Raw genomic sequence first — 12,496 nt, 5'->3', positions numbered from 1 at the left:
AGATGCGGAAACAGCGAGTTCCGGGCCTTGCGCCGGAACGTATCCGCGTCCTGACAGGCCGACGACGCAGGAGTACTCGATGCCTCGTATGACCGCCGCGCGTGCGGCAGTGGAGATCCTCAAGCGCGAGGGCGTGACCAACGCCTTCGGCGTGCCGGGTGCGGCGATCAACCCCTTTTACGCGGCTCTGAAGGCCGGCGGCGGCATCCAGCACACGCTCGCCCGCCACGTGGAGGGCGCGTCCCACATGGCCGAGGGGTACACCCGTACCAACCCCGGCAACATCGGTGTCTGCATCGGTACGTCCGGTCCCGCCGGCACCGACATGATCACCGGCCTGTACTCCGCGACCGGCGACTCCATCCCGATCCTGTGCATCACCGGCCAGGCGCCGACCCATGTGCTCCACAAGGAGGACTTCCAGGCCGTCGACATCGCCTCGATCGCCAAGCCGGTCACCAAGAAGGCGACGACCGTCCTGGAGGCCGCGCAGGTCCCCGGCGTTTTCCAGGAAGCCTTCCACCTGATGCGGTCCGGCCGTCCGGGCCCGGTCCTGATCGACCTGCCGATCGACGTCCAGCAGACGGAGATCGAGTTCGACCCCGAGACGTACGAGCCGCTGCCCGTTTACAAGCCCGCCGCGACCCGCGCCCAGATCGAGAAGGCCCTCTCGATGCTGAACGAGGCCGAGCGCCCGGTGCTGATCGCCGGTGGCGGTGTCATCAACGCCGACGCCTCCGACCTTTTCGTGGAGTTCGCCGAGCTGACCGGCATCCCGGTCATCCCGACGCTGATGGGCTGGGGCGTCCTGCCCGACGACCACGAGCTCAACGCCGGCATGGTCGGTCTGCAGACCTCGCACCGCTACGGCAACGAGAACTTCCTGGCGTCCGACTTCGTCCTCGGCATCGGCAACCGCTGGGCCAACCGCCACACCGGTTACAAGATGGACGTGTACCGCAAGGGCCGGAAGTTCATCCACGTCGACATCGAGCCCACCCAGATCGGCAAGATCTTCGCCCCCGACTACGGCATCGCCTCCGACGCCAAGGCGGCGCTGGAGCTCTTCGTCGAGGTGGCGAAGGAAATGAAGGCCGCGGGCAAGCTGCCCGACCGTGGCGAGTGGGCCGCCTCCACCCAGGAGCGCAAGGCCACGCTGCAGCGCCGTACGCACTTCGACAACATCCCGATGAAGCCGCAGCGCGTGTACGAGGAGATGAACAAGGCGTTCGGGCCGGAGACCCGCTACGTCACGACCATCGGCCTCTCCCAGATCGCCGGCGCGCAGATGCTGCACGTCTACAAGCCGCGGCACTGGATCAACTGCGGCCAGGCCGGCCCGCTCGGCTGGACCATCCCGGCCGCGCTCGGCGTCGCCACCGCCGACCCGGACGCGCAGGTCGTCGCGCTCTCCGGCGACTACGACTTCCAGTTCATGCTGGAGGAGCTGGCCGTCGGCGCGCAGCACCGCATCCCGTACGTCCACGTCCTCGTCAACAACTCCTACCTGGGCCTGATCCGCCAGGCGCAGATCGGCCTGGACATCAACTTCCAGGTCAACCTGGAGTTCGAGAACATCAACTCCCCGGAGCTGGGCGTCTACGGTGTCGACCACGTCAAGGTCGCCGAGGGCCTGGGCTGCAAGGCGATCCGCGTCACCGACCCGGCCGAGCTGGGCGCCGCCTTCGAGCAGGCCAAGAAGCTCGCCGCCGAGCACCGCGTGCCGGTCGTCGTCGAGGCGATCCTGGAGCGGATCACCAACATCTCGATGAGCAAGACCGCGGACATCAGCGATGTCACGGAGTTCGAGGAGATCGCCACCGAGCCGTGGCACGCGCCGAGCGCGATCTCGCCGCTGAAGAGCTGACGCCGAAGAGCTGAAGCTCAAGAGCTGACGCCGACGGGCCTCCCGCCTGCATCCCGTACGCGGGAGGCCCGCCCCCACCCCCTGTCGTCCGCACCGGAAGGAAGACCACCCCTCATGGGCTTCACCGACACCCGTTTCGACGTCAACCTGTCGATCCTCTTCACCGAACTGCCGCTGCTGGAGCGCCCCGCCGCCGCGGCCGCCGCCGGCTTCACCGAGGTCGAGCTGTGGTGGCCGTGGATCGATGCGCCGGTGCCCGAGCAGTCCGAACTGGACGCGCTGCGGCACGCGCTGCAGGACGCCGGCACCCAGCTGGTCGGCCTGAACTTCTACGCCGGACAGCTCCCCGGTCCCGACCGCGGCGCCCTCTCCATCCCCGGCGAGGAGTCCGACAAGTTCCGCGCCAACATCGACGTGGCCGCCGACTTCGCCCAGTCGCTCGGCTGCAAGGCGCTCAACGCGCTCTACGGCAACCGCGTCGACGGCGTGGACCCCCAGGTCCAGGACACCCTGGCGCTGGAGAACCTGGTACTCGCCGCCCGCGCGGCCGACCGCATCGGCGCGACGCTGCTGATCGAGGCGCTGAACGCCCCCGAGTCGCCGCTCTGCCCGATCGTCTCGGCACCGAAGGCCATCGAGATCGTCGACAAGGTCAACGACGCCACCGGCCTCGGCAACGCCAAGTTCCTGATGGATCTGTACCACCTGTCCATGAACGGCGAGGACCTCAACGAGGTCATCGACGCCTACGCGGACAAGACCGGGCACGTGCAGATCGCCGACAACCCCGGACGCGGCGCGCCCGGCACCGGCGACCTGCCGCTGGCGGACCTGCTCGGTCGCCTGAAGAAGGCCGGTTACGACGGCTGGGTCGGCCTGGAGTACAAGCCCGGCGACCGCCCCAGCTCGCAGGCGTTCGGCTGGCTCTACAGCGCCTGACCGACCACATATTTATCCCTGGAACCCCCTGATTCCGCTGGAAAGGATCACACTCTCCATGAGCAGCAACCTCCCCAAGATCGCGTGGATCGGCCTGGGCATCATGGGCTCCCCGATGGCGGAGAACCTGATCAAGGCCGGCTACTCCGTCACCGGCTACACCCTTGAGCAGGACAAGCTCGACCGGCTGGCCAAGGCCGGCGGCACCGCGGCCGCGAGCATCGCCGAGGCCGTCCGCGACGCCGATGTCGTGATCACCATGGTCCCGGCGTCCCCGCAGGTCGAGGCCATCGCCTACGGCCCCGACGGCATCCTGGAGAACGCCAAGTCCGGCGCGCTGGTGATCGACATGTCCTCGATCACCCCGCAGACCTCCATCGACCTGGCCAAGAACGCCGCCGAGAAGGGCATCCGCGTCCTGGACGCCCCGGTCTCCGGCGGCGAGGCCGGCGCCATCGAGGCCGTGCTGTCCATCATGGTCGGCGGCGAGCAGGCGGACTTCGACACCGCGAAGCCGATCCTGGACGCGCTGGGCAAGACCATCGTCCTGTGCGGCCCGCACGGCTCCGGCCAGACGGTCAAGGCCGCCAACCAGCTCATCGTCGCCGTCAACATCCAGGCGTGCGCCGAGGCCGTGGTCTTCCTGGAGAAGTCCGGCGTCGACCTCGGTGCGGCCCTGGACGTCCTCAACGGCGGTCTGGCCGGCTCGACCGTGCTGACCCGCAAGAAGGACAACTTCAAGAACCGCGACTTCAAGCCGGGCTTCCGTATCGACCTGCACCACAAGGACATGGGCATCGTCACCGACGCCGCCCGTACCGTGGGTGCGGCCCTGCCCGTCGGCTCCGTCGTCGCGAACCTCGTGGCCTCGCTCCGCGCCCAGGGCGACGGCGGCCTGGACCACTCGGCCCTGCTGCGCGGCGTCGAGCGCCTGTCGGGCCAGCCGGTCAAGGACTGATGTCCGCCCCTGGCTGATCGCCGCACCACGGAGCGCCGCCCGGATTCGTCCGGGCGGCGCTCCGTCGTGCGTACGGCTGCGCGCCGCTCCGCACTGCTGCGTACACTGAGCCAACGTTCGTTAAGTTCAGGGGAGGGCTCGGGTGAGTACGGAGCGGCCTGCCGGCCAGAAGGCCATCCTCGATGCCGCCCGGCACGAGTTCGCCGAGCGCGGCTACGGCGCGGCGTCCATCCGCGGCATCGCGCGGCGCGCCGGGGTCAGCCTCTCCGCGATGTACCACTACTACGCCGGCAAGCAGGAGCTGCTGCACGCCCTGCTGGACGAGAGCAGCGCCCAGTACTTCGCGTCCTGCGAGGCGGAGCTGGCGCGCGCCGGTACGGACGCGGGGGAGCGGCTGGCCGCCCTGGTGCGGGCCACCGTCCGGTACCGCGCCGAGCGCCGGCTGGAGAGCAGCCTGCTGCTGACCGAGTGGCGGCACCTCTCCGAGGGCCGGATGAAGGAGCAGCGGCAGCGGCAGTACGACGGCTCGCGGCTGTTCCACGAAGTGGTCGACGGGGGCGTCGCGCAGGGCGTGTTCCGTACGCCGCACCCGGAGGACGCCCGGCGCGGCGTGATCGCGATGTGCAACGCGGTGGCGCAGTGGTATCACGCGGGCGGTGATGTGAGCGTTGGTGAACTGGCCGAGCGGTACGTCGAGTTGGCGCTCGTACTCGTCGAGTACCGGCCGGCCGGCAGCCTCCCGCGCCGGTCCGGCTGACCCGCGGCGGCGGGCGCCCGGCCGAGCCCGGACACCTTCGGATGCCGGTCCGGACACCCGCTTTTAACGACCGTTCAATTCTCTTTCCTGCCCCCGTCTGCTCCTTTGTCTGCTCCTTCGCGCCGCGCCGCGTGGTCAGATGTCCGACTCGCCGGACGGTTGTTCCCGGTAGAGTCCCGCCGCGTGCGGTCAGCCGTGGGGGGAGGGGCTCCTGTGCCGAAATACGAAGAGCTGGTGGCGTGGGCCGGTGCCGGACAGGTCGTCCGGGCCGATCCGGACGCCGTGGCGAAGTGGCGGATACCGGACCGCCAGAAGGCGTTACTGGTGACCACCGGCATACCGGTGGTGGACAACCTCATCGGCACGGCGTGCTTCCAGCACGAGCCCGAACCGCAGCTGCGCACCCGCGACGGCCGGCTCCTGTACCGGCTGACGCAGAACGCGCACGGCAGCCGCTCACCCGCGCTCACCTGGGCGTTCGGTGTCGATCCCGACTCCGGTGCGGTGTATTACGTACTGCCCGACGGGGAGGCGTGGTTCGCCAACTCCTCGATCGAGCTGTGGCTGCGCACGCTGCACCACTACGGGCTGCACGTGAGCCGGTCGGCGGTCCTGAACGACCCGAACGGCGACGAGGGTGCCGCGGTGGCCGAGCTGGGGCGGCTGGCGGTCCAGCTGAAGGCCATCGATCCGCCGGCCTTCGACGGCTTCGTCGGCTACATCTGGGTGGAGTTCCTGGAGAGATGGCTCTGGTGACACGTCCGGAGAGAGGGCTCCGGTGACGCACCGCCGATCGGTCTCGGACCTTTACCGGCCTCTTTGCGTCGAGTACGGGACGCGTGAGGTCCGTGACAGGCGTGCAACTCATGTGCCGAATGGGTCGTTCCGGCTACCGCCCGAGCCGACGTGGTACGGCGGTCAACTCCCGCCCCTGGACACGGCTCGTGACGCCGCCATGACTTATCGATCGTTCGGCTATCCCCAACTGCCCGTGGTTCCCGGTCGCGTCTCGCCGAGCGAGTCGAGCTGGGCGTCGAGGGACTGCCGGGCGGTCGCTGCGCGGGCGTAGCCGAGGCGGACGTGTCCGACCGGTTCGGCGCCGGTGCGCGCGGGCCGGGGCAGTTCGACCGGGCACTATTGCCGACCCATTTCCATGTTCCGTCGGCTGATCAGCGGTGGGGCCGGGGGTGGGGCCGGCGCCGGGTGGCGTGGAGGGAACCGAGCAGATCGAGGGACTGGGCACTGGGGCTGCCTGGTTCGGCGTGGTAGATGACGAGCTGCTGGCCGGGGGCGTCGCGTACGTCGAAAGCCTGGTAGGTGAGGGTGAGGGGGCCGACGTCCGGGTGGAGGAAGTGTTTGGCGCCCTGGGTCTTGCCGCGCACGGTGTGGGCGTTCCAGAGGCGGGTGAAGTCCGCGCTGTGCTCAGTGAGGGTGCGGACGAGTTCGCGCAGCCGCGGGTTGTCCGGGTCAAATCCGGTTGCCTCGCGAAGGTTGGCGACGGTGGCCTGTGCTGCCCGGTCCCAGTCCATGGAGAAGTTGCGGCCCGCGGGGTCGAGGAAGGTCATGCGGGCCAAGTTGTCCGCCGGCTCGAACGGGGCGTAGAGGGCCTCGGCCAGGGCGTTGACGGCGAGGAGGTCCAGGGCCCGGCTCATGACGAACGCCGGCGTGTTCGGGTAGCCGTCCATCAGCTGTCGCAGCGAAGGGCTGACCCGCTCGGCGGCGTGGACGGAGGGCTGGTCGTTCGGCGTGGCCCCGGCCAACCGGTACAAGTGCGCGCGTGCGTCCGCGTCGAGGCGCAGCGCGCGGCTGAGCGCGTCGATCACCTGGGGTGAGGGGTTGCGCTCGCGGCCTTGTTCCAGGCGGGTGTAGTAGTCGGCGTTCACTCCGGCCAGGACGGCGACCTCCTCGCGGCGCAGTCCCGCGACTCTGCGGGCCCCGTAGCTCGCCATGCCGACGTCCTCCGGCCGCAGGCCGTCGCGGCGTGTGCGTAGGAAGTCTCCCAGGTGGTTTTCGTCCATGCGTTCAGGCTAGGCGGCGGCCCGGTGCGCTGCCTGGGTGTGCCGCACCCAGGCAGCACGCGTCCTGGTTGATGACCGCTGACCTGCCCAGACTCGGTGGAGCGGGAAGGACCACACCGTTCGAGGAGAGGAGTCCGCCATGGCCGGGACCGTTGAGGGCGACCACGTCGACGTGGTCGGGATGTGGGTGACCGCGGATGGTCACATCCGTCAGGAGCTGCTGCCCGACGGCCGCTACGACGAAGCCCGCGGCGAGCGGCGCAGCGCGTACACCGGCCGGTACACGGTGACCGGCAGCCACCTGGACTACGTCGACGACACCGGGTTCACCGCCACGGGCGACATCCGGGACGGAGTGCTCCATCACGAGCACCTCGTGCTCTACCGGGAGCAGAAGTCGTCGTAGAGAGGCCGGGCCACGACCGCCCTGGGCACCGGGGGCGCATCCGCCGTCGGCGGACCAAGAAGCCCCGACACAGCAGTCAGCCAGCCAGTCAGCCGGTCAGCATCAACGACAACCGCCAGTCAGCATCAACGAGAATCAAGGACCACATCCATGACAGGACAACGACTCGACGGCAAGGTCGCGCTGATCACGGGCGCGACCGGCGGCCTCGGCACAGCGACCGCCGAACTCTTCGCCCGCGAAGGCGCCCGGCTAGTGATCACCGATATCGCCGAAGGCCCCCTGCGGGACCTGTCCCACCGGATCGGGGCACACGGCGCGGAGGTCGTCGCTGCTCGCCTCGATGTCTCCTCCGCGCGGGAGTGGGACGAAGCGATCACCGTCGTACGCGACCGGTTCGGAACGCTGGACGTGCTCGTGAACCTCGCCGGCATCCTGGACTGGCCGGGTATCGAGGACACGCGGGAAGAGGCGTGGGACCGCGTCATCGACGTGAACCAGAAAGGCACCTGGCTCGGCATGAAGGCGGCGTTGCCGCTCCTGCGTACGAGCGGCAACGCTTCGGTGATCAATACGTCGTCAGTACTCGGCCTGGTAGGAAGCGGCGCGGCTGCGGCGTACCAGGCGTCCAAGGGGGCCGTGCGCCTGTTGAGCAAGACCGCCGCGGTCGAGTACGCCCGGCAGGGAGTACGGATCAACTCGGTGCATCCCGGGGTGATCGCCACGCCGATGATCCAGGAACTCTTGGACGATCAGGGCGACCAGCAGCCGGACATCCAACGCACCCCCATGCGCCGAGCCGGCCGCGCCGACGAGATCGCACCCGCGATCCTCTTCCTGGCCTGCGACGACTCCTCGTTCGTCACGGGATCGGAGCTGGTGGTCGACGGCGGCCTCACCGCGCACTGAACAACCCGGCCGTCCAGCGTGTACTTCGCGAAGTCGGCGGCCGGGACCTTCACCAGATCGGCGACGTACTCCACCGCGGCCGACGGGACCTCTTCCAGCAGGGACGCGCTGCCGGTCACGGCGGCGGGCGAGGTGCTCAAGACCGCATTGCGCGAGCGGCACGCCGTGCGGACGGTGGTGTAGCCCCGCGCGAGCGGAAGATCGCGGATGCCGGTCCGCACCGGTGCGGCGGCGGGGCCCGGCCGCTAGCGTCATGGCGTATGCAGACGACTCTGTACGGCGCCGACGTGGTACTGCGCCCCGCCACGGCTGACGACATCCCCGTCCTGGCCGCGATCCGGGGCGAACCCGAGGTGTACGCGCGCTGGCGCGGCGGGAAGGACCTGGAGGCCGCGGTCGCCGATGATCTCGCCTCGCCCGGCGAGTACACGTACGCGATCGAGTACGCGGGCCGGATCATTGGCGCGATCCAGTGGTCGCAGGAATCGGATCCGGACTATCGGCACGCGAATATCGACATCTATCTGACGTCGCCGTTGCACGGCCAGGGGCTCGGCACCGACGCCGTGCGCACGCTGGCGCGGCACTTGCTGACGGAGCGTGGTCATCACCGGATCACGATCGATCCGGCGGCGGACAACGAGGCGGCGATCCGCAGCTATCGGAAGGTCGGCTTCCGGCCGGTCGGGATCATGCGCCAGTACGAGCGCGGACCCGACGGCACCTGGCACGACTCGCTTCTGATGGATCTGTTGGCGGCGGATCTCACCAACTGAGCGGTGTCGGCGGCCCGTCGGAGGGGTATGCCGCTGACGCGACTCTGGCATATGCCAGACGGTCGCTGCCGCTGTCGGATGCGGTCGCGATGGCAACAGGGCGTGAAACAAGCGCTGTCGGCAGTGGACGGAGAAGGGGGAATTAAGTTCATCATCGATCAGGACGAGCTGTTCTGCGGCGCTCCATGACAGATATATGCGTAGTTGAATGGGGCGCAACACGATCGCCGGGAGGCGCGGCCGACCGGCGGGACCGGTGTGCGCGCGGTGGGAACCGGAACCTGTCGTGCGGGAGTGGCATCGAGTGGCACGAGACAACTTGCGGCGGCTTGTCCGGTCGTCGGCCGGCGTCGGAGAGGAACGATTTTCCCCATGCATGATGTGTCATGTTCGACCCCTTCCGCTGAAACGATTCCCCGCTACGCTCGCTCCTCCCCGGAAGCGTTCGGCCCGGCCGCCGGCGCCCAACCGGAACATCCGGCACGCCCCCACGTCCCGCTGACGTCGAGAGAAACGAGCCCCTCGCGATGACGTACACCGCCCGGACCGCATTCGGCGCATTCGACCAGGCCCTTGCCCTGGAACCCGGCCGCTACGAGAGGGCCCGTCGCCGGCACCGCCAGATCACCGCGGCGCTGAAGAACGCGGGCCTGATCGAAAGCAGCTGCCTGCAGGGCAGCTTCGCGCGCAAGACCCGCATCGCCCCGCTGGACGACATCGGCATGGTCATGGTCTTCCACCGGCGCTTCGCCCGCCTCGTCAAGCGCCCCGGCGGCGCCGCCGACGCCATGGCGATGCTCTGCGACACGGTCACCGAGGCGTTCCCCGGCTCCCGGTTCGGCGACGAGGACCGCACCTCCCGCGCCCTCCAGGTCACCTTCGCCGACCTGGACGTGACCTTCGGCCTGACCCCGGCCCTCGCCGACCCGCGCTGCACCGACCTGCTCACCGCCAACTGGGAGCGGGACTCCTGGGAGCGCTCCACGGTCCGTACGCTCAACCGCGTCATCGGCCGGCACGACCACGCCACCGACGGCCGCTTCGTCCACCAGGTGCGCATGCTCAAGGCGTTAAGGGGCAGCCACCCCGTACTGCGCGGCACCAGCGGCCTGCTGTGGGAGGCGCTGGCCTACGAAGCGGTCTCCGGACCGCGGCAGCACACCGACGCGATCGCCGCGACCCTCACGCACGCCGCGCAGGCCGTCACCGGCCCCGTCCTGGACCCCACCGGCTCCGAGGACCTCACCGCCGACTGGCCCGAGGCACAGCGCGCGGCCCGCGCCGAGGTGCTGGCCGCACTGGCCGCGCAGGCCGCGGAGGCCCGCCGCCGGGAGCAGGCCGGCGACCACACCGGCGCGATCGGCATCTGGCACGACGTGTTCGGGGCGCCCTTCCCGACCGCGGCCGACGCCCGCCACGCCGAGACCGCCGGCGGCACCGGACACCGCGCCACCCGCAAGCGCAGCATCGTCGGCCCGCGCGCCCGCTCCTTCAGCCCCTTTCTGGGCCGCCCGGTGACCTGGTCGGTCTTCGCCGGTACGACGAAGTCGCTGTGAACCGAGGCCTGTCGGCCTGCCGAGAGGTGACTTTCAGCCGTTCCGCAGATGGGCGCACCGGGGTGCGGCCGCGTGGACGGCCGCGGTGTCCGGTGCCGGAGCCGGCGCGGCCACGAGAGCCAGGTCGTTGGAGTCGGTGAAGTACGGACGGACCCGCGCGCGGGCCGCGCCCTCGCCGCGGTACGCCGACGGATGGCTGTCGATGTCCTTGCGCGCGACGATGTCCCCGCCGATCCGCCCGATCCGTACGGCCCTGCCGCCCGGCAGTACCAGCCGCAGGTCCCAGAACTCCCGGTCCCGCGGCGCCGACCCGGCCACCCGGCCGGTGAAGTCCTCGTGCGGCAGCAGCACGCAGAACCGGTCGGCGCCCAGCTCCGTCGCGGGCAGCCGCAGCACGGTCGGCCGCGCCCCGCGGCGCGTCGCCGTCACCACGGCCTCCGCCGACGGCTCCGCGCCCAGCAGCTCGGCCTCGACGTAGGTGACCGAAGGCCCGACCGCGACCCACACCGCCTCCGCGTGGGCCTCGCGCTGCCACACGCGCAGCGCCAGCCGCCCGCGCTCGGTGGCGTACGGGATCCAGGACCGCACGGCGCCGTCGGCCACCTCCGGGGACCGGCCGACCAGCGCCGCCCGCTCGACCATCGTGGACCGCACGGGCCGCAGCGCCCCGTCCGCGCGCCGCCGTACCCACGCTTCCCAGTGCCCCTCGGCGAGCGGCACCCGGGCCAGCCGCAGCCGGACCCGGTACGGGCCGCCGCGGCCCTCCTGGTGGGGCGGCGGCAGCGGTACTCGCAGCTCCTCGGCGGAGTTGCGGCGGCGCAGTACCAGATCGGCCGGGCCGGTCAGCCCCACGGCGGGGAACGTCAGGACCAGCGCGCCGTCCTCGGCCACCGCGCAGCGCGCCTCGGGGCGCAGCCTGCGTGCCGTGCCGTCGACCCGCGCGGCAGCCGCGGGCGAGACCTTCCGCAGGACACCGAGCAGCGGCACGGCGGTCACCGGCCGCTGGAGCAGGGGGCGTGCCACGCGCCGGGCGAGCGCCTTGCCCGCGCGCAGCGCCCTGCCCTGCGCCGCGGTACCGGCGTACCCGCCCAGCGCATGCGCCCCGGCAAGCTTCTTCCGCGCCTCCGGAGGAGCGCAGCACTTGCCCGTCTTCGCGGCGAGGTCCTCGAAGAGCTTGACGTAGGCGTGGGCGACGGCCGAAGGCGCGTAGTCCAGCGCCTTGGCGCGCGCTGCCGCGGCCATCGCGGCCCGCCGCTCGTCGTCCGCGATCAGATCCAGCAGCGCCGCGGCGAACTCCTCGGCGTTCCCCGGCCGTACGAGCAGCCCGTCCACCCCGTCGGAGATGATCTCGCCCGGCCCGAACGGGCAGTCCGTGGCGACCACCGGCAGCCCCGCGTGCATCGCCTCCACGATCGTCATCCCGAAGGACTCGCCGTCCGAGGAGACCGCCGCGATCGATCCCTTGGCCCACTCCGGCTCGATCGGCGCGTGCGCGCCCATCATCGTCACCTGCTCGCACAGCCCCAGCTCGTGGATGCGGGCCCGCAGCGCCCGCGCCTCGGGGCCGCGCCCGTACAGCCGCAGCTTCCAGTCGGGCCGCTGCTCGACCACGCGCGCGAACGCGTCGATCAGCAGCCGGTAGTTCTTGATGCGGATGAGCCGGCCGGCCGCGACCACCAGCTTGTTGCGTCCCGAGGAGGGCGACACGTCCGGCTGCGGCACCGCGTTGGGAATGCAGCGGATCTCCGTGGCCACGTCGGGCAGCGCCTCGCGGTAGATCCTGGCGTCCTGCCGGGACACCGTGACGAAGGCGTCCAGCCGGGCCACCGCCGCGTTCTGCACTGCCCGCACCTCCGCCCGGTGCATGTCGTGCGTGAGATGCTCCTGCCCGACCAGCAGCGCGCGGGCGGGCCCGAAGCGCGCGAGGTAGACATTGATGCCGGGCCGGGTCCCGATGACCACGTCCGCGTCGGTGTCCCGCAGGTACTCCTCGATCCGCGTATCGACCAGCGCGCTGCACAGCTTGTACGGGCCGTCGCAGGCGGGGTAGACGCGCGAGGGGTTGCCCTTGGGGTCGTGCGCCGGGTCGAAGCCGGGCTGGTCCCTGCGGGCCTCGACCAGTGGCACGGTCCGTACTCGCGGATGGACGGGCAGCGCCGGGGTGGCCCGGGTCCTGATCATCGAAACGATCTCGACGTCGTGCCCGGCGTCCGCCAGGGCGCCGGAGAGATTGACGGTCGACCGGATGGTGCCGCCGATGCCGTAGAGGTTGAAAAGGAGGAAGCACACCTTCAGGCGGCGTGCTGCCCA

General features: G+C 70.7%; 12 protein-coding genes. 10 read left to right on the top strand and 2 right to left on the bottom strand.

What is annotated here, in order from left to right:
* Positions 1 to 79: 79 nt before the first annotated feature.
* From gcl to AB0I82_RS11950, 5 genes are all read left to right on the top strand, one after another.
* Positions 80 to 1,867, top strand: coding sequence for a glyoxylate carboligase (gene gcl, locus AB0I82_RS11970; protein ID WP_363257080.1), 1,788 nt, complete (start codon positions 80 to 82; stop codon positions 1,865 to 1,867).
* A 114-nt stretch (positions 1,868 to 1,981) separates the two neighbouring features.
* The gene (locus tag AB0I82_RS11965) at positions 1,982 to 2,806 is read left to right on the top strand and encodes a TIM barrel protein (protein ID WP_363257079.1); all 825 of its coding nucleotides are present in this window, start codon (positions 1,982 to 1,984) and stop codon (positions 2,804 to 2,806) included.
* Between the two features lie 58 nt (positions 2,807 to 2,864).
* Complete coding sequence (locus AB0I82_RS11960; protein ID WP_363257078.1) at positions 2,865 to 3,764, top strand: 2-hydroxy-3-oxopropionate reductase; 900 nt, start codon at positions 2,865 to 2,867, stop codon at positions 3,762 to 3,764.
* A gap of 142 nt (positions 3,765 to 3,906) precedes the next feature.
* Positions 3,907 to 4,521, top strand: a complete 615-nt coding sequence (locus tag AB0I82_RS11955; RefSeq protein WP_363257077.1) for a TetR/AcrR family transcriptional regulator — start codon at positions 3,907 to 3,909, stop codon at positions 4,519 to 4,521.
* Between the two features lie 213 nt (positions 4,522 to 4,734).
* Entirely contained in the window at positions 4,735 to 5,277 is a 543-nt protein-coding gene (locus AB0I82_RS11950; RefSeq protein WP_031057753.1) for an SUKH-4 family immunity protein, read from the top strand.
* Between the two features lie 413 nt (positions 5,278 to 5,690).
* Here the strand turns inward: AB0I82_RS11950 and AB0I82_RS11945 are convergent, their stop codons facing one another.
* Positions 5,691 to 6,539 carry a helix-turn-helix transcriptional regulator gene (locus AB0I82_RS11945; RefSeq protein ID WP_363257076.1) on the bottom strand — a complete coding sequence of 283 codons (849 nt, stop codon included), beginning with the start codon at positions 6,537 to 6,539 and terminating at the stop codon, positions 5,691 to 5,693.
* Between the two features lie 139 nt (positions 6,540 to 6,678).
* Between AB0I82_RS11945 and AB0I82_RS11940 the strand changes: the two genes are divergently transcribed.
* The 5 genes from AB0I82_RS11940 (at position 6,679) to AB0I82_RS11920 (ending at position 10,186) form a co-directional block, all read left to right on the top strand.
* Positions 6,679 to 6,945, top strand: coding sequence for an Atu4866 domain-containing protein (locus tag AB0I82_RS11940; protein WP_363257075.1), 267 nt, complete (start codon positions 6,679 to 6,681; stop codon positions 6,943 to 6,945).
* A gap of 150 nt (positions 6,946 to 7,095) precedes the next feature.
* Positions 7,096 to 7,854: a glucose 1-dehydrogenase gene (locus AB0I82_RS11935; RefSeq protein ID WP_363257074.1), complete on the top strand. Its 759-nt coding sequence runs from the start codon at positions 7,096 to 7,098 to the stop codon at positions 7,852 to 7,854.
* A gap of 18 nt (positions 7,855 to 7,872) precedes the next feature.
* The gene (locus AB0I82_RS11930; protein ID WP_363257073.1) at positions 7,873 to 8,037 is read left to right on the top strand and encodes a hypothetical protein; all 165 of its coding nucleotides are present in this window, start codon (positions 7,873 to 7,875) and stop codon (positions 8,035 to 8,037) included.
* A 77-nt stretch (positions 8,038 to 8,114) separates the two neighbouring features.
* Positions 8,115 to 8,630, top strand: a complete 516-nt coding sequence (locus AB0I82_RS11925; protein ID WP_363257072.1) for a GNAT family protein — start codon at positions 8,115 to 8,117, stop codon at positions 8,628 to 8,630.
* 527 nt (positions 8,631 to 9,157) lie between these two features.
* Positions 9,158 to 10,186: a hypothetical protein gene (locus AB0I82_RS11920; protein ID WP_363257071.1), complete on the top strand. Its 1,029-nt coding sequence runs from the start codon at positions 9,158 to 9,160 to the stop codon at positions 10,184 to 10,186.
* Between the two features lie 33 nt (positions 10,187 to 10,219).
* On the opposite strand, the gene AB0I82_RS11915 is transcribed toward AB0I82_RS11920, so the two are convergent.
* A complete protein-coding gene (locus AB0I82_RS11915; RefSeq protein WP_363257070.1) occupies positions 10,220 to 12,475 on the bottom strand; it encodes a glycosyltransferase family 4 protein in 2,256 nt (751 codons plus the stop codon).
* Positions 12,476 to 12,496: the final 21 nt, after the last annotated feature.

This window comes from Streptomyces sp. NPDC050315 (assembly GCF_040655775.1).
Lineage (GTDB): Bacteria > Actinomycetota > Actinomycetes > Streptomycetales > Streptomycetaceae > Streptomyces.
Note: the sequence above shows the minus strand (reverse complement) of the source record. Positions and strands in the feature narration are given on the sequence as shown.

Bases quoted from the DNA above. Each gene is read 5' to 3' on its own strand.
- AB0I82_RS11965 (WP_363257079.1), top strand. From the start codon at position 1,982: ATGGGCTTCACCGACACCCGTTTCGACGTCAACCTGTCGATCCTCTTC.
- AB0I82_RS11960 (WP_363257078.1), top strand. From the start codon at position 2,865: ATGAGCAGCAACCTCCCCAAGATCGCGTGGATCGGCCTGGGCATCATG.
- AB0I82_RS11925 (WP_363257072.1), top strand. From the start codon at position 8,115: ATGCAGACGACTCTGTACGGCGCCGACGTGGTACTGCGCCCCGCCACG.
- AB0I82_RS11945 (WP_363257076.1), bottom strand. From the start codon at position 6,539: ATGGACGAAAACCACCTGGGAGACTTCCTACGCACACGCCGCGACGGC.
- AB0I82_RS11940 (WP_363257075.1), top strand. From the start codon at position 6,679: ATGGCCGGGACCGTTGAGGGCGACCACGTCGACGTGGTCGGGATGTGG.
- gcl (WP_363257080.1), top strand. From the start codon at position 80: ATGCCTCGTATGACCGCCGCGCGTGCGGCAGTGGAGATCCTCAAGCGC.
- AB0I82_RS11920 (WP_363257071.1), top strand. From the start codon at position 9,158: ATGACGTACACCGCCCGGACCGCATTCGGCGCATTCGACCAGGCCCTT.
- AB0I82_RS11935 (WP_363257074.1), top strand. From the start codon at position 7,096: ATGACAGGACAACGACTCGACGGCAAGGTCGCGCTGATCACGGGCGCG.